We start from the raw sequence: 16,741 nt of genomic DNA, 5'->3' as shown, positions 1-16,741 counted from the left end.
ACGTTGTATATTCAGTAATTTATAGCCTTGCCGGCCTTGATCGGGCACCATTTGCGCCACCGCGTTAACCGCCTACCCCAGCCAGCCTGGGCGAGGGACGGACGCCACTGCATTATTTCGCAACTTAAACTTCCAATGGGTCCTGAAACGACATGGCAAACCCGGACGCCCTGAGTCAGCAGCGAGCTTCTAATCGCCTGCTGCAACCGACCGTCAAATCCCATCTGGCGTACACGCTGCTCTGCGCACTGGTCATGATGGTGATGTTCTCCCTGCTGCGCCTGGCGCTGCTGGTCTACAACCGCGAGATGATCCTCGACACGCCGGCTTCGACCTTCCTGGAAGCGTTCGCCAACGGCCTGCGCCTGGACATCCGTCTGGTGATGTACGTGCTGATCCCGCTGCTGCTGGCATTGTTCAGCGTTCGGGCCATGGCGGCACGTGGGTTCTTCCGTTTGTGGCTGACCGTCGCGTCCAGCATTGCCCTGTTCCTGGGCCTGATGGAGATGGACTTCTACCGCGAATTCCACCAGCGCCTTAATGGCCTGGTTTTCCAGTATGTGAAGGAAGACCCGAAAACCGTTATGAGCATGCTCTGGTACGGTTTCCCGGTGGTGCGCTACCTGCTGGCCTGGGCCGTGGGTACGTTGATTCTGAGCATCGCTTTCAAGGGCGCCGACCGCGCAACGCGCCCACGCGGCCCGTTCAGCGGCGGCAGCATTGGTACGCGCCAGGTAGCGCCGTGGTACACGCGCATTGCGGTGTTTGTAGTCTGCCTGTTGATCGCCGTGGTCGCCATCCGTGGCACCCTGCGCCAGGGGCCGCCGCTGCGTTGGGGTGATGTCTACACGACCGAATCGAACTTCGCCAACCAGTTGGGCCTCAATGGCACCTTGTCGCTGATCGCGGCGGCCAAATCACGCTTCTCCGAAGAGCGTTCCAACATCTGGAAAGCCACCCTGGACCAAAAGCTGGCCACCCAGACCGTGCGTGACATGTTGGTATTGCCTTCCTCCGAGAAGCTGGTGGATACCGACACCGCCGCCGTGCGCCGTGACTACACGCCACCGGCCGAGAAGACGCTACCGATCAAGAACGTCGTGGTGATCCTGATGGAGAGCTTCGCCGGTCACTCGGTGGGCGCATTGGGCCGCCCGGGCAACATCACGCCGTACTTCGACAAATTGTCCAAGGAAGGCCTGCTGTTCGATCGCTTCTTCTCCAATGGCACCCATACCCACCAGGGTATGTTCGCCACCATGGCGTGCTTCCCGAACCTGCCGGGCTTTGAATACCTGATGCAGACCCCGGAAGGCAGCCACAAGCTGTCGGGCCTGCCGCAGTTGCTCAGCGCGCGTAAGTTTGACGACGTGTACGTCTACAACGGCGACTTCGCCTGGGACAACCAGTCGGGCTTCTTCAGCAACCAGGGCATGACCAATTTCATCGGGCGTAATGACTTCGTCAACCCGGTGTTCTCCGACCCGACGTGGGGCGTGTCCGACCAGGACATGTTCAACCGTGGCCTGGAAGAGTTGAAGGCTCGCGAAGGCGGCAAGCCGTTCTACGCACTGCTGCAAACCCTGTCCAACCACACGCCGTACGCGTTGCCGACGCCATTGCCGGTTGAGCAAGTCACCGACCGTGGCAGTCTCAACGAGCATTTGACGGCCATGCGCTACTCCGACTGGGCCTTGGGCCAGTTCTTTGAAAAGGCCCGCAAGGAGCCGTACTTCAAGGAAACCCTGTTTGTGATCGTGGGCGACCATGGTTTTGGTAACGAACAGCAGATCACCGAGATGGATTTGGGCCGCTTCAACGTGCCGATGCTGATGATTGCACCGGGCATGCAGGAGAAGTTCGGCGAACGTGACCACACCGTGGGCACCCAGATCGACATCGTGCCGACCATCATGGGCCGCCTGGGTGGCGACACCTTGCACCAGTGCTGGGGCCGCGACCTGCTGAACCTGCCTGAAGGCGACAAGGGTTTTGGTGTGATCAAGCCGTCGGGCAGCGACCAGACTGTAGCCTTGGTCACCGCAGACCGCATTCTGGTACTGCCGAAGGACATGCCACCGAAGCTGTGGGATTACGAGCTGGGTGCCGAGCCGACCGGTAAAGTGATTCCTGAGTCATCTGACGAAGCTGCGCTGAAGCAGAAGCTCGAGTCGTTCCTGCAGACGGCGACCAAGAGCCTGCTGGATAACACCGCGGGTGTGGTTGACGGTAAGCCGGACTAATTAACCGGCAATAAAAAAGAGGCCTCTGAGAGGCCTCTTTTTTTGTCTGGATTTTATATTCGGCCAAGCAACAACAGCACCAGCAGGACGACCAGTACAACTCCCAGAATACCCGACGGGCCATAACCCCAGCTACGTGAGTGCGGGAACACTGGCAGGCCGCCAACCAGCAGGAGGATCAAGATAATGATCAGAATGAGGCTCATGGTTTTTTCCTTATAGGCCTTCTACAAAGACCGGTTATTTAACGATAGGCCCGATGAGTTAAATACCGACGCCTTAATAAATCCGACTGCGGTGACAAGTCGATAATTCCCTGTTTTTTTAAAGCGTTTCGCAAACATGCTTATTTCTTTTGGTGTGCTCGCGTCTCTAACGCTTTAGTTGAAAAAGATTGAACTTACGCTATTCGTTGCCCTCGTACCCGGCCGCAGGTTTGCCCGAGGCATTCATCAACTGGATGGTGCGTGGGTGCCGGAAAAACCTTCGCTACACTGCCGATCACTTCTTCTGAGAACCACAAGGCAGCTTTCCTATGCAAAATCGCATGATGATCACTGGCGCCGGGTCCGGCCTGGGTCGTGAAATCGCTCTGCGCTGGGCCCGTGAGGGTTGGCAGTTGGCCTTGTCGGACGTGAGCGAGCCGGGCTTGCAGGAAACTCTCAAGCTGGTGCGCGAGGTTGGTGGCGATGGGTTTATCCAGCGCTGTGACGTGCGCGACTACAGCCAGCTCACCGCCTTTGCCCAGGCGTGTGAAGTGAAGCTTGGCGGTATTGATGTGATCGTCAACAACGCCGGCGTGGCCTCGGGTGGTTTCTTCGCCGAGTTGTCCCTGGAAGACTGGGATTGGCAGATCGCGATTAACTTGATGGGCGTGGTCAAGGGCTGCAAGGCTTTCCTGCCGCTGCTGGAGAAGAGCAAGGGTCGGATCATCAACATCGCTTCGATGGCGGCGCTGATGCAGGGGCCAGCCATGAGTAATTACAACGTGGCCAAGGCGGGGGTGGTGGCGCTGTCGGAAAGTTTGCTGGTGGAGCTTAAGCAGCAGGAAGTGGGTGTACATGTAGTGTGCCCGTCGTTTTTCCAGACCAACTTGTTGGATTCGTTTCGTGGTCCGACGCCGGCGATGAAGGCGCAGGTGGGTAAGTTGCTTGAGAGCTCGCCGATTTCGGCGGCTGATATTGCCGACTATATTTATCAGCGGGTGGCTGAAGGGGAATTCATGATTTTGCCCCATGAGCAGGGGCGGATGGCGTGGGCGTTGAAACAGAAAAATCCGCAGTTGTTGTATGACGAGATGGCTTCTATGGCGGATAAGATGCGGGCTAAGGCGCAGGCTGTTAAGGGTTGAGTGGGTGTGTGTGTATCCGTTGTTTGGGTAACGGCCTCTACTGGTTCCGCTCTTACGGCCAGCCCTTTCAAGGTCTTTAGATAGAACAGGCAATAAGTAACCTGTGGCGACCCGACAAGCCCGCTCGCTACAGGGACAGTGCTCGCCCTTAACTGGTTGGTATCAGCCAGATATGGCCAGTTTTTCAAAGACCTTGAAAGGGCGGAACCATACGCGGCCGTGACCGCAGCAACGGATATGCACTCACTATGGCTATCGCCGGCAAGCCACATACGCACATTGATCGCAGCCACAGTGATTTTTATGGTGTATCAGTCGACCTTCAACACCAATTTCCCAAAGTTCTCACCATTGAACAGCTTCATCAGCGTCTCCGGGAACGTCTCCAGCCCCTCCACAATATCTTCCTTGCTCTTGAGCTTACCCTGTGCCATCCAGCCAGCCATCTCCTGCCCGGCGGCGGCAAAGTTCGCCGCATGGTCCATCACCACAAACCCTTCCATACGCGCGCGATTGACCAGCAACGATAAATAGTTGGCCGGGCCTTTCACCGCTTCCTTGTTGTTGTATTGGCTGATAGCGCCGCAGATCACCACTCGCGCCTTCAACGCCAGGCGGGTTAGCACTGCGTCGAGGATGTCACCGCCGACGTTATCGAAATACACATCCACGCCTTTGGGACACTCGCGCTTGAGCGCAGCGGGTACATCTTCGTTTTTGTAGTCGATGGCTGCGTCAAAGCCCAGTTCCTCCACCAGGAATTTGCATTTGTCGGCTCCACCGGCAATGCCCACCACACGGCAGCCTTTGAGCTTGGCAATTTGTCCGGCAATGCTGCCCACCGCACCGGCGGCGCCTGAAATCACCACGGTTTCGCCGGCTTTGGGGGCGCCGGTGTCCAGCAGGGCGAAGTAGGCGGTCATGCCGGTCATGCCTAGAGCTGACAGGTAGCGGGGCAGTGGTGCGAGTTTCGGATCGACTTTGTAGAAACCGCGCGGCTCGCCGAGAAAGTAATCCTGCACGCCCAAGGCGCCATTCACGTAGTCCCCGACAGCAAATTTAGGCGTGTTCGACGCGATCACCTTACCCACGCCCAGCGCCCGCATCACTTCACCGATGCCGACGGGCGGAATGTAGGACTTGCCCTCGTTCATCCAGCCACGCATCGCCGGGTCGAGGGACAGGTATTCGTTGTGCACCAGCACTTGCCCGTCCTGAGGGGTGCCCACCGGGACTTCTTGATAGGTGAAGGTTTCCCGCGTGGCAGCGCCGACCGGGCGTTTGGCGAGCAGGAATTGGCGGTTGGTCTGGGCGGTCATGGTAGGGACTCTTTTAGAAATGAACCTTGATTGATAGACCCAGAACGGCTCGGGAGCAAGGTTCACCGAGAGGTGCGAATGCCCACCGATAGGCTTCACTGATAGTCAGGTTGGTGGCCTTATCACTGTGATCCATGCAGCGCCAACCGGCCTTCTGATAGTGCTGACGTCCCCGTCGCCGCGTTGGCTAGACTCGACCCACGGCTATTTCTCCCAAAGGACATCCCTATGAGCATGACGTTTTCCGGCAAGGTCGCCCTGGTGACCGGCGCCGCTGCTGGTATTGGCCGCGCCACCGCGCTGGCGTTCGCCGCAGAAGGCTTGAAAGTCGTGGTCGCCGACCTGGACGTGGCAGGCGGTGAGGGCACCGTTGCACTGATCCAGCAAGCCGGTGGTGAGGCGCTGTTTGTGCGTTGCAACGTTACGCTGGAAGCCGATGTGCAGCAATTGATGGCACAGACCGTTGCCGCCTATGGTCGCCTGGACTATGCCTTCAACAACGCCGGGATTGAGATCGAGAAGGGTAAGCTGGCCGACGGTAACCTGGATGAGTTCGACGCCATCATGGGCGTTAACGTTAAGGGTGTGTGGCTGTGCATGAAGCACCAACTACCGCTGCTGCTGGCCCAGGGTGGCGGGGCGATCGTCAACACCGCGTCGGTAGCGGGGTTGGGGGCGGCGCCCAAGATGAGTATCTATGCTGCATCCAAGCACGCCGTGATCGGCCTGACCAAGTCGGCAGCCATTGAGTACGCGAAGAAGAAAATCCGTGTCAACGCGGTGTGTCCAGCGGTGATCGACACCGATATGTTCCGTCGTGCTTACGAGGCCGACCCGCGCAAAGCTGAGTTCGCCGCCGCCATGCACCCGGTCGGGCGTATTGGCAAAGTCGAGGAAATCGCCAGTGCGGTGTTGTACCTGTGCAGCGACGGAGCAGCTTTCACCACGGGCCAGGCGCTGGCGGTGGACGGTGGCGCAACGGCTATCTAGGACTCCACGCCGCTCTCTATTCGAAAAGGTTAGGGAGACTGTGGGGCGTTTCCATGGCTGGCACAAGGCCTCGTTTGAATGTGTATCAACAGGTAAATAAGTCAATAAAATCAATACTTTAATAAATGTTGATGGCTGGCTGTGCAGGGCTTCTGTGCTTAACTGTTTCGGGTTGAATAACAGACAGTTGAAGTGAGTGGCTCATGGATTTAGGGATCGATCGACAGGCCCTTGTACCGGTGGTGCAGCAAATCGTCAGCGCGGTGGCGCAATGGATTCGCAAGAGCGGGGCGAGCCCAGGCACGCGCTTGCCATCCATCCGTCAATTGGCCCTCGACAACCTGCTCAGTCAGTCCAGCGTGATCGAGGCATTTGAGCGAATGGTGGCCCAGGGCTTGTTGGCGTCAAAACAAGGCTCGGGATTTGTGGTGGCTCAGCCACCGGTCTCCCATGAAAGTCACTGGTATGAAGGTGCGGAGCAGGGCTGGGGCGTCTATATCGATAGCCCATTGGGCGAGTTGAAGCTGGGTTGCGGCTGGTTGCCGGACGCTTGGCGCGAAAGTGATGACATCTGTTACGCGATACGCGAAGTCAGCCGTACCGACACCGCCGGTCTATTCAACTACAGCACGCCGTTAGGGTTACCGGCGTTGCGTGAGCAACTGCTCAAGCGGCTGACCCAGATGAAGGTGGTCACCAGCCTCGATCGTATCCTCACCACCCATGGCGCCAGCCACGCACAGGACCTGTTGATACGCACGCTGCTCAAGGCCGGCGATACAGTGGTGGTCGAGACTCCAGGGTATGCCAACCTCTACCGTCAGTTGGAGTGCCACGGCGTCAAGCTGCTGGAGGTGCCGCGCACGTTGGGTGGCCCGGATATTCCGGTGCTGGAGGCGCTGCTGCAAAGCCATCGGCCCAAGTGCCTGTTCATCAACAGCCTGTACCACAACCCCACCGGCACCAGCCTGTGCCGCGCGGTGGCCGAGCGTCTGCTGCAACTGGCGCGCAGCGAAGACTTCCTGATCGTTGAAGAGGACGTCTACGGTGACTTGCAACACGTCAGTTGCACGCGACTGTCGGCGCTGCCCCATGATGATCGGGTGATCTACGTCTCGAGTTTTTCCAAGACCCTCAGCAGTGCCTTGCGGGTGGGCTATCTCAGCGCCAGCGTAGCCATCATCGCGCAAATGGCCAGTCTCAAGACGCTGACGGGCATCGGTACTTCGCGGTTTGCTGAGGCGGTGGTCGCTATGTTGCTGGCTAATGGCACCTACCGTAAGTGGGTGCAGCGCCTTCGCAAGCGATTGAACGCGCAAATGGCCTCTACTCTGCAAGTGCTGGAAGATGAGGAGTGGGAGGTGTTTGCCGTGCCTGCCGGGGGCATGTTTGTATGGGCGCGGCCTGGTGTGGGCGACCGTTCACAGTTGCAGGCATGTGCTCGACGACTCTGCGTGTTGTTGTCGCCGGGCGCGCTGTTCAACCCAAAGGGTGAACACAGTGATTGGCAGCGCATCAATGTGGCCTATGCTGCTGATCAGCGAGCACTGGCGCTGTTCCACGCCATGGGGCCAGCCAGATCGACCTCAACCATTCTGAAAACGACGAACATGTAGCTTTTTGCCATTATTGTGGCGTCAACGTCTTGTGTCAGTCGCTCGTCGTTGCGAATCTCGTTGTATGGAAACCAGGCTTGATGGCATCTGCCATTGCAAGAGGATTCAAGTGCAATGATTTCGGCCGTGCAACGACGTTTCGCCAACCTCGGTATGGCGAAAAAACTGGGCTTGGGCTTCACTCTGGTACTGCTGCTGACTGCCTTGGTGGCGGCCATTGGCGTGTGGTCCCTGCAAACCGTTGGCCAGCGTTTCGAAGGCCTCAAGTTGATGTCTTCGCTTAACAGCGGCTTGCTCAAGGTGCGCTTGATCGAGCAGGACTACGCGTTGCACGCCGACCCCAAATCTGTCGATGCCCTGCATGAGAGTGTTGATGCCTTGGCGGCCCTGGCAGCCAGCCTCAAAGCCCAATCCGCCGTCAATGTGCCGGTGATGGCCGATGTCGAACAGGCGTTGGCCGCTTATCGCAAGGCGTTCGACGAGTTTGTCGAGTTGACCCAAACCAAGGACCTGGCCCTGGAAATGGCCAGTTGGTCGGTGTCCAGCGTGGCGAATAATCTCGACGTGTTACAAGCCGGTCTGGCTGACGATGGCGCCTATGGCCTCAAGGAAAGCCAGGGCAAGGACGGCGCGGAGTTTATCGAGCAGGCGGGGCAGGTCAGTCAGGTTTCACGGTTGATGTTGCAAGCCATGAACGAAGCACGGGTGCGTCTGGATCAGAGCCGTAAGGCCGATGCAGACAACGCCGAGCAGGGCAAAATCGAGCAGGCAGACCAGGCGCTGGCTCAAGTCGAGCAATTGAAAACGTCGGTCAAGGATGCGGGTTATCAAACGGTACTCAACGAAGTGTCCGGTCATATCGCTGCATTCAGCGAAAAACTCGGCGAATACACCGGGCTGCTGGCCCAGGAAAAAGTCGTCTACAAGCAACTGCATGATCGGGCCGATCAGGTCGTCAGCCGGGTCAATCAGGCCTATGACGCCGAAGACCAGTCGATGCAGGCGCAATTGAAGAAAAACGCGGTGCTGATAATGGGCTCGTCAGCCTTGGCCCTGTTGGTGGGGTTGATCGCAGCGTGGGTGATTACCCGCCTGATCGTTGCACCACTGCGCAGCGTGATCGCAGTGGCTCAGCAAATTGCCTCCGGTGATTTGAGCGGGCGGATGGAGATCAGCCGTCGGGATGAGATCGGCCAGTTGATGCAGGCGATGCAGCAGATGGGCAACGGCTTGAGCCAGATGGTCAGCGGGCTGCAGGCGGGAATCGAGCAATTGGCCAGTTCGGCGCACTCACTGTCCAGTGTCACTGAACAGACCAACGTTGAAGTCAGCAGCCAGAAGGAAGAGACCGAGCAAGTCGCTACGGCGATGAACCAAATGACTGCCACGGTGCATGACGTGGCGCGCAACGCCGAAGAAGCCGCGCAAGCCGCGCAAACCGCTGATGACAAGGTCGACAGCGGCCAGCAGGTGGTGCGCCAGAGCCTGCAACGCATTGAATTGCTCGCGACTTCCAGCACTAATGCCAGCGCCAGCATCGAAAGCCTGAGTGCGGAAATCCAGAACATTGGCACCGTGTTGAGCGTGATCAAAAGCGTGGCGGAACAAACCAACTTGCTTGCGCTCAACGCTGCCATCGAAGCGGCCCGCGCAGGCGAGCAAGGCCGTGGCTTTGCGGTGGTGGCTGATGAAGTGCGTGCGTTGGCCAAGCGCACCCAGCAATCGACCGAGGAAATCGAACGCCTGGTCAGTACCTTGCGCAACGCGGCGCAGTCGTCGGTGCAGCAGATTCAGCAGAGCGGCGAGTTGGTGAAATTGGCGGTCAGCGATGCCCTGGAAACCGAAAGTGCCTTGGGTAGCATCGCGGCCGCCGTGTCATTGATCCAGCAGATGAACCAGCAGATTGCCGCGGCGGCCGAGGAGCAAAGTTCGGTGGCTGAAGAGATCAACCGCAGCGTCACCAGCATTCGTGCGAGCGCCGATCAGTCGGCGTTGAGCATGCAGGGCAACGCGGCGTCGAGCATCCAGTTGGCGCAGTTGGGGGCGGAGCTCAAGGGCATGGTGGGGCACTTTCGCCTTTGATCGCAGCGTGCAGGCAGCGATCAAAGGGCGGGGGAGCGATCAGGCGTTGTTGGCGAGGAAGGTCAGCAGCGCTTCATTGACGAAGTCCGGGTTTTCCCGGCTGGAGATGTGCCCCGCGTCCGGAATCAGGATCAGGCTGCAGCCGATCAGTTCGGCCATTTCCCGGGACTCAGCGGGCGGCCGAGGTTTGTCCTGCTCGCCGCACAGCACCAGGGTGGTGTCAGCGTCCAGGCGTGGCAGTTGATCCAGTATGTCAGCGCGACTGAAGATCAACCTGCCCAGGGGCACGATGCTGTGCAGCAGGCGTTCCTTGGAAAAGCCCAGCAGTGCCTTGCGGAAATCCTGATACAGCGCCGATTCGCGATCGATTTCCGGGCGGAAGAAGATCGGTGCGATCACATCCAGCAGTTGCTCAGGAATAGCGCCGGCGTCTTCGATCATCTTGAACAGCGAGAAGTAGTACTGTCGCGTAGCCTCGGGCTCGGCGCCGAGGTAAGTGTCCATCAGCACCAGGCTGTTGATGCGTCCAGGTGCCAATAACGCCAGGCGTGCCCCCCACATGCCGCCGACCGACAGGCCTACCAAGTTGATTTGGGCAATGTCCAACTGATCCAGCAGGGCCAGGGTTTGGCGTGCCATATCGTCCAGGGATTGGGTGTGTACCGGCAGCGGGCCCGACTCGCCATGGCCCCACAGCTCGGGGACGATCACGCGGTACTGTTGCGACAGGGCTTCAATTTGTGGGGCCCACATGTCGCGGTCCCACAGGTAACTTGAACCCAGCAGGACGACCGGGCCGTTGCCCTGGTCGACGTAGTGCAGCGGTTGTCCATCAATCACGGCAACAGGCATAGCAGGCCTCTAACTTCACGGAGTGAGGGGCACTTTTTTACGCTAGTCGGGGGCGGGGGGATAGGTGCAAATTGATGGCATGTGGCGAGTCGCTCGCCACATGGGGGGAAAGAGCTGATCAGTCGTAGATGGCTTTCTTTTTCCAATCTGCGTCGGTGTCCACCACTTTCAGGCCTTCGGTCAGTTCGTTGACCTCGTCCTCAGCCGGCTTGCTGTTGGTCAGTACCGTAGAGTTGGCGCGGGCCAGTTGTTTCTCCAGTAACTGCAACTGCGCGCTGTAGATCACCGGCTCCGGCTGCTTGCGCAAATACTGTACGCCGCGCTCGAAAGCCAGGCGTGCCTGGCCGGGTTGGCCTTGTTGCAGGGCGTGCTGGCCGAGATTGTTGAAAAACTCGATATGCAGCAGCACCAGGATATGGCGAATTTCCTTGATCCAGTGCTTGGCCTCGTTGGTCGGCAGGAAACCATCCTGGGCGGCGCGGGTGACTTGGCCGTGCAGGGCTTCCAGCAGGAAACGCACATCCTTGGCCTTGGCTTCGGTCTGGATCGGCGCAGGAGGGTTGGTCACAGGAATTGATTCGCCCTGGGCAATCAACGTATTCAACTCAGTGATGCGCGCCTTGATCGGTGCACTGGACTTGTTGAGGTTCAACAGACGCTGGTTGACGTTGAGCTCCAGGCGGGTCAGTAACAGTTTGAGCGTCGGGGTCATCAACTGGCCAGGGAACGTCTCGGTGATTTCACCGCAACGACGCAGCCGATCATTAAGCTCGATCTCGGTGCGTTTCTTTTCCAGCTTGTTGTTTTCCACCACGTGGTTCATGTAGCCAATGGCGATCAGTATTACGATCCCGGCAATTACCAGCAGGGTGATCATGAGTGGTGTCACCGGTGCGACCTCTTTATAGGGTTTGCTGTGGAGTGTAGTGACTGGGCCATCCGGCGGATAGGACTGTTCGACCAGTTGCCCGGGTCATTTCTTCTATATAGGAAAGAGTTCCCTGCGTAGATGCACATTGCCATCATTTGCTTGGGCGAACTATAGCGCCTTGTCGGGTGCCAGAATATAGGCGTCAAAGCCCGGACGGTCAGAATGCCCGCAAAGGCCTGGAAAGCAGGGCGAAGTCATTGATTTAAATAAATTTATCCTTGGGGGTTGACGACCTTTCAATCCATCCATAGAATGCGCGCCACTTACAGCGTAAAGCACACAGCGAAACGCGGTAGGGAGTGAATGTTGTACGTGTGTCCCCTTCGTCTAGTGGCCTAGGACACCGCCCTTTCACGGCGGTAACAGGGGTTCGAGTCCCCTAGGGGACGCCATATGCGGGAATAGCTCAGTTGGTAGAGCACGACCTTGCCAAGGTCGGGGTCGCGAGTTCGAGTCTCGTTTCCCGCTCCAAATTTAAGCAGTGTTGCCCTCGGGTGGCACTGAGTGAAACCAGGGCATAATCTTCGGATTTAACCTCTGGGCACTGAAACACACACCATGTGTTTCAGTAGCGTGTCCCCTTCGTCTAGTGGCCTAGGACACCGCCCTTTCACGGCGGTAACAGGGGTTCGAGTCCCCTAGGGGACGCCATTTGCGGGAATAGCTCAGTTGGTAGAGCACGACCTTGCCAAGGTCGGGGTCGCGAGTTCGAGTCTCGTTTCCCGCTCCATATTTAACGAAAACGCCGATCAGTGATGATCGGCGTTTTTGTTTGTGCTTTTTTTCTCCTGCGCGATACACGAGGTGTACAGGTCTTGTTGTGAAGCCTGTAGGAATGGTCTGTACTTCTTGCTGTGTGGGTGTGCACTCGTTCCGCGATCTCTACTCTGGTCAGCCCATTCTCCCTGTTCACTTCAGAGAACTGCCCAGATGCTTCAACTTGATTTCTACTCAACGCTGGTCGCCGCCTCCCTGGTGTTGCTGCTGGGACGTTGGTTGGTCTCTCGGATCGGCTTTTTAAGGGCCTACAGTATTCCGGAACCGGTCGCCGGTGGTTTATTGGTTGCCGCCTTGCTTCTGGCGTTGCGCGTACTGGCCGATGTCGAGGTTCGTTTCGACGCTTCATTGCAAGCCCCATTGATGTTGGCGTTTTTCGCCACCATTGGCTTGAATGCGGACTTTGCCAGCCTGAAAAAAGGCGGGCGTGTGTTGGGTCTCTTCCTGTTGGTCGTGACGGCCCTGCTGGTGGTGCAAAACGCCATGGGCATCGCCTTGGCCAAGGCGTTGGGGCTTGATCCGTTGATGGGCTTGCTGGCCGGCTCTGTCACGCTGTCGGGCGGGCACGGCACCGGTGCCGCATGGGGCGCGGTGTTCAGTGAGAAGTATGGCGTGGCCTCCGCGTCTGAACTGGCGATTGCCTCGGCGACCTTTGGCTTGGTACTGGGTGGTTTGATTGGTGGGCCGGTCGCGCGCTTGCTCATCAAGCGTGTCCAGGTGCCTGGTGTTGAGCAAGCGCAACCGCGCCTGCCGAAAGGGTTCGAGCAGCCCAATCAGGAACGCATGATCACCTCGTTTTCGTTCATTGAGACGTTGGCACTCCTGGCGATCAGCCTGCAGATCGGCACGTTCCTCAGTGGTTTTATTCAAGGTACGGCATTTGAACTGCCAACCTTCGTGTGTGTGCTATTCGTCGGTGTGGTGTTGCGCAATGGCTTATCGGCACTGGGCTGGCACCAAGTGTTTGAGCGCGAAGTGTCGTTGCTGGGCAACGTCAGCTTGTCGTTGTTTCTGGCGATAGCCCTGATGTCGCTCAAGCTCTGGGACCTGGCGGCGCTGGCCTTGCCGATTGTCATCCTGTTGGCCGCACAGGCGCTATTGATGGCTCTGTTCGCGATTTTCGTGACGTTCCGCGTCATGGGCAGTAACTATGATGCGGCGGTGTTGGCGGCGGGGCACTGTGGTTTCGGGTTGGGTGCCACGCCGACTGCCATTGCCAATATGCAGGCGGTGACTCAACGCTTCGGCCCTTCGCAGATTGCATTTCTGGTGGTGCCGATGGTGGGGGCGTTTTTCATCGATATCACCAACGCGGTGGTGATCAAGTTGTACTTGGCGCTGCCGTTTCTGGGGGCGGCGGGCTGAGGGGGCTAAAGCCAGTCTGGTGGATAGGGGTGAGTGTGATAAAAGCTGCGTAGGGCGAGCACATCGCGTTCCACGCCTTTTTGTATCCAAGCCTGATAAGCCGTTTGTACGGTCGCCTCGCCAACTGGCCACGACAGACAGTCGATAATCGCCGAGGCTGCCTGCATGCCGGACATCAGTGCCTTGATCACACCGTGGGAGGCGCAGGGTTCGAGCGTCGCAGCTGCGTCACCGACTAAAAAGTAACCAGGTCCGGCCGTTGTGCGACTCAATCGCCACGAAACATCTGCACCGCGAATCCGGCCGACGGCTGTAAATGGCTCCAATAGCCTTGGTGTTGAGCGGTGCTTAGTGTCTTCGGTAAACGCCAGTTGGGTCCAATGAAGGCAGTTGCGGCTGATGCGGGTTATCCAGTGCCAACCGTATGGGCTGGCAAAAAGCCCTAGTTTGTTATCCGGCAGGCTACTGTTTTCGCAGTAGCCATACCGTGCGATCAAGCGCGGTGAAAAACGGCGCCAAGGTATTTGTAGTTGGCGTTGTAGCCAGCCGTGATGCCCTGTGGCGTCTACTAAGAAGTGCGCGGTCCATTGCGTCTCGCCCGCTTGGACGCCCTGAACGCGGCCTCGTTGTTGCACTATCTGGCCGGCAGTCTTGATATGTACGACCTGTACGTTCAGAGCGCGTGCCCGTTCAAGCAGTTGTTGGTCGAGCAACGCGCGTGGAATTTGGAAGCCCTGCCAGGCAACATCGCGACCCTCGTTGTACGAATTGAAACGCGGCAGGCCGTCCCAGTGCACCCAATGGCCTGGGTGGCGTGGGTAATCCAGGCTGGTGACCTCTAGTTGATGCAGCAGTGGCTCAACCCCAGGATGCAACGTTTCCCCCGGCTTATGTCTGGGGAGTAGGTTTTTCTCAAGCAGGGCTACACGCAGACCTTTTTGTGCACAGTAAATAGCCGTCGCACACCCCGCTGGGCCTGCGCCTACGACAACAACGTCAAAGTGACTCATCGTATTGTCGCCAAGCTGTTCCGTTCTGGCGGATAAGCAGTGCATCTTGGCTCATATACAGTTCGACCTCTTGCTCTATCTCCACTTGGCGAAGCTTGAAGTTGTGCGCGGGTGTAGTGATCGCGCCATGCTTGTACAGCCTGTAGTAATACACCTCGCCCTCCAGTCGAAAGCCGGCTTCTTGCTGAGCGGCCTCGAAGGTGTCGTCCGGTAATTGCACCAGGGAAAACGACAGCAGAGGCCAGCGTTTTCGCTGTTCATTGTCCGAACCAGCACCGACTACCTGATACGCGCGGCGCATCCCCAGCACACGCTGATGGTATTGCTCGGTGCTGGTCTGCCCTGTGACGGCCAAGGACAATCGACCAGTCAGCGCGGCCTGTGTGTAATCGCTGTACTCGTAGGCGTGGTACTGCACTCGCATGTGGCCTTGCACTTCAATCACTGTGGGGCCGCTGCGACCATCCCAGGCTGGGTTATCGTGTAGGCCGATTTCATAGTCAGTCAGAGGGATTACCGTGGCTGAAACACTACGGGGCTCAAAAGTGCGGGTGGAGTCAGGTGCCACCCCGGGCCAGTACGAACCCAGCGCTGCACAAATTCGCGCATCCTCGGTAAATGGGCTGGCTAGCTGATAGCCGCACAGCACATTGGCAAAGGGCGCATCGACCAGGCCTCGACCGATTTCCCAGCCTGGGCCAAAGACGCCGCTGGCGAAGTCCGGTAGCCAGGACTGCCGTTGTGCGCGTTGCACAGGCAGGGTCGCGCGTGGTGTTGTGAAGGGCTGGGGGTGGGAGACGATCGCGGTGACGCTGCGGTCTTCAGGGGAGAAATAACCACCTGTAAGGGATTGATTGATGAAAAAACGCACATCGGACAGTGGGTTGACCCGCGTATGCCACACCTCTGGGCAAGGTAGCGCTGGGCAAGGGAAAATGTCGGGGTTACTGGACCATTGTTTTAGCTCCCGTTGCCCACACAGTGGGAAAAAATCTGGCGCGCCGATGATGGAATAAGCGGCGATACTCGTAAGTTCCAGCGCGGGGCAATGCGCGCGTACCCAACCGTCGGCCATTGCGTCCTGGTAGTGCAGGGCTCGATAACCACCCGCCCTGACGATGGCCTCGACATCTTCCCGTTCGTTGAGGTCTTCAATCGAACCGTCGTCGCGCACATGATGGCGTCCATGCACCAAGCCACCGGTGCCCGAAGGCATCATGAAAGATAGTGGCTGCCCTTGATAATAGGCCAGTTCGACCAGTGTTTCCTTGACGTCGGGCACCAGCAAGCCAGGCGCGAACTTACCGACATCCGCCCAATGGCATAATCCCTCGGTAATGACGAAAGGCGCGTTGAGAATGTCAGGCTCCTGCCAGCCCGTATCACGAAAGCGCCTGTGGATCTGTCCGATCTTTTCATTGATCTGGTGATTTTCCAGCTGCACTCTCAGGCTCATCCCGGCCAGACACTCGTTGCCATCAAACACTTTGTGCAGTGGCACCCAAAACTCAAGGTCGTGGTCGATGGGTTGAGCGTTCATCGGGCCAAATTGTTGCGACTGGCCGGTTTGCTTGGCTGCGATGAAGGCACCGTAGCGCGCCGGGATAACCCGCATCTGACTGGGATGGCCCTCGACAAAGGGTAAGAAACCTCTCTGTTGGGGATCATACAGCGCGTCCGCCGTGCCGACCCTGGCTACCCCCGCGCGGGAAAAACACAAGTCCGCCCGACATCCATGCACGGTTTCAGGTTTCGGTCGATACTCATAGGCAAATACCGCAATCGCCAGCTCTGCATCACCCGCTAGCTGCCTTAAAGTCTCCAGGTTGGGGGGATCGACGCCGTAAACATAATTTAGGATATGTTCAATTTCGGCAGCGGTGGGGAAGGCTGATAGCACTTCACCTTTAACCCCGGTGGTCACATTGGGGGAGGCGAATGCATGAAACAGCAGACTGTCAGCCGGACGCCCAGCTTCGATACCACGATTTCCATCGGACGAGAAATCCTCAAAGCCGGGATGCGTACGATTAATTTGCAGCGGTTTGGCGAGTTCCTCATGTAGCGTGGCCGAGGTTATGTCCAAACCATGGTGCAGCAGCAGGGCACGCCATCCGGCGGGGGCCAGGCGTGTGCAGGCGCGTTCGACATCGCTGATCAAAGACACTCCAATTCCTCCGACAGAAATCAGAGGGCAGGGTACGC

The 16,741-nt window shown here is 58.1% G+C and carries 12 protein-coding genes, 4 tRNA genes and 1 pseudogene; 11 read left to right on the top strand and 6 right to left on the bottom strand.

All coding sequences use genetic code 11. The annotated features are described in order from the left end of the window. Positions 1-152: 152 nt before the first annotated feature. Entirely contained in the window at positions 153-2,243 is a 2,091-nt protein-coding gene (locus tag BFL40_RS31715) for an LTA synthase family protein (protein ID WP_071487646.1), read from the top strand. Positions 2,244-2,296: 53 nt separating this feature from the next. On the opposite strand, the gene BFL40_RS31710 is transcribed toward BFL40_RS31715, so the two are convergent. Next, positions 2,297-2,449 carry a DUF3309 family protein gene (locus BFL40_RS31710; RefSeq protein ID WP_010567450.1) on the bottom strand — a complete coding sequence of 51 codons (153 nt, stop codon included), beginning with the start codon at positions 2,447-2,449 and terminating at the stop codon, positions 2,297-2,299. A 329-nt stretch (positions 2,450-2,778) separates the two neighbouring features. Between BFL40_RS31710 and BFL40_RS31705 the strand changes: the two genes are divergently transcribed. Further along, positions 2,779-3,594 carry an SDR family oxidoreductase gene (locus BFL40_RS31705; protein ID WP_071487645.1) on the top strand — a complete coding sequence of 272 codons (816 nt, stop codon included), beginning with the start codon at positions 2,779-2,781 and terminating at the stop codon, positions 3,592-3,594. Between the two features lie 311 nt (positions 3,595-3,905). Here BFL40_RS31705 and BFL40_RS31700 read toward each other — a convergent pair whose 3' ends face one another. Beyond that, complete coding sequence (locus BFL40_RS31700) at positions 3,906-4,913, bottom strand: NADP-dependent oxidoreductase (RefSeq protein WP_071487644.1); 1,008 nt, start codon at positions 4,911-4,913, stop codon at positions 3,906-3,908. A 228-nt stretch (positions 4,914-5,141) separates the two neighbouring features. On the opposite strand from BFL40_RS31700, the gene BFL40_RS31695 reads away from it, so the two are divergent. The 4 genes and pseudogenes from BFL40_RS31695 (at position 5,142) to BFL40_RS34690 (ending at position 9,601) form a co-directional block, all read left to right on the top strand. Continuing rightward, entirely contained in the window at positions 5,142-5,903 is a 762-nt protein-coding gene (locus BFL40_RS31695; protein WP_071487643.1) for an SDR family oxidoreductase, read from the top strand. A 203-nt stretch (positions 5,904-6,106) separates the two neighbouring features. Continuing rightward, positions 6,107-7,519, top strand: a complete 1,413-nt coding sequence (locus BFL40_RS31690; RefSeq protein ID WP_071487642.1) for an aminotransferase-like domain-containing protein — start codon at positions 6,107-6,109, stop codon at positions 7,517-7,519. Positions 7,520-7,633: 114 nt separating this feature from the next. After that, a pseudogene (locus BFL40_RS34695) lies at positions 7,634-8,743 on the top strand (HAMP domain-containing protein); the annotation flags it as partial. Beyond that, positions 8,720-9,601, top strand: coding sequence for a methyl-accepting chemotaxis protein (locus tag BFL40_RS34690; protein ID WP_439896730.1), 882 nt, complete (start codon positions 8,720-8,722; stop codon positions 9,599-9,601). The pseudogene BFL40_RS34695 and the gene BFL40_RS34690, both read left to right, overlap by 24 nt. A 39-nt stretch (positions 9,602-9,640) precedes the next feature. Here the strand turns inward: BFL40_RS34690 and BFL40_RS31680 are convergent, their stop codons facing one another. Together BFL40_RS31680 and BFL40_RS31675 are read right to left on the bottom strand one after the other, a co-directional pair. Continuing rightward, positions 9,641-10,453, bottom strand: coding sequence for an alpha/beta fold hydrolase (locus BFL40_RS31680; RefSeq protein ID WP_071487640.1), 813 nt, complete (start codon positions 10,451-10,453; stop codon positions 9,641-9,643). Between the two features lie 118 nt (positions 10,454-10,571). Further along, the gene (locus tag BFL40_RS31675; protein ID WP_083374597.1) at positions 10,572-11,330 is read right to left on the bottom strand and encodes a hypothetical protein; all 759 of its coding nucleotides are present in this window, start codon (positions 11,328-11,330) and stop codon (positions 10,572-10,574) included. A 370-nt stretch (positions 11,331-11,700) separates the two neighbouring features. Between BFL40_RS31675 and BFL40_RS31670 the strand changes: the two genes are divergently transcribed. From BFL40_RS31670 to gltS, 5 genes are all read left to right on the top strand, one after another. Then, positions 11,701-11,776: transfer RNA gene (locus BFL40_RS31670), tRNA-Glu, on the top strand. A 3-nt stretch (positions 11,777-11,779) separates the two neighbouring features. Next, positions 11,780-11,855, top strand: a tRNA-Gly gene (locus tag BFL40_RS31665). A gap of 104 nt (positions 11,856-11,959) precedes the next feature. Then, positions 11,960-12,035, top strand: a tRNA-Glu gene (locus tag BFL40_RS31660). 3 nt (positions 12,036-12,038) lie between these two features. Continuing rightward, a tRNA-Gly gene (locus tag BFL40_RS31655) sits at positions 12,039-12,114 on the top strand. Between the two features lie 200 nt (positions 12,115-12,314). Continuing rightward, the gene (gltS, locus tag BFL40_RS31650; RefSeq protein WP_071487638.1) at positions 12,315-13,526 is read left to right on the top strand and encodes a sodium/glutamate symporter; all 1,212 of its coding nucleotides are present in this window, start codon (positions 12,315-12,317) and stop codon (positions 13,524-13,526) included. 5 nt (positions 13,527-13,531) lie between these two features. Here gltS and BFL40_RS33495 read toward each other — a convergent pair whose 3' ends face one another. Both BFL40_RS33495 and BFL40_RS31640 read right to left on the bottom strand, forming a co-directional pair. Further along, positions 13,532-14,536: an NAD(P)/FAD-dependent oxidoreductase gene (locus BFL40_RS33495; protein WP_074851714.1), complete on the bottom strand. Its 1,005-nt coding sequence runs from the start codon at positions 14,534-14,536 to the stop codon at positions 13,532-13,534. Next, positions 14,523-16,703: a hypothetical protein gene (locus BFL40_RS31640; protein WP_071487636.1), complete on the bottom strand. Its 2,181-nt coding sequence runs from the start codon at positions 16,701-16,703 to the stop codon at positions 14,523-14,525. The genes BFL40_RS33495 and BFL40_RS31640 overlap by 14 nt, the downstream gene beginning before the upstream one ends. Between the last annotated feature and the right edge of the window lie 38 nt (positions 16,704-16,741).

It is taken from the genome of Pseudomonas costantinii (assembly GCF_001870435.1).
GTDB lineage: Bacteria > Pseudomonadota > Gammaproteobacteria > Pseudomonadales > Pseudomonadaceae > Aquipseudomonas > Aquipseudomonas costantinii.
The sequence above is the reverse complement of the archived record's forward strand: the minus strand, read 5'-3'. Positions and strand labels throughout refer to the sequence as shown.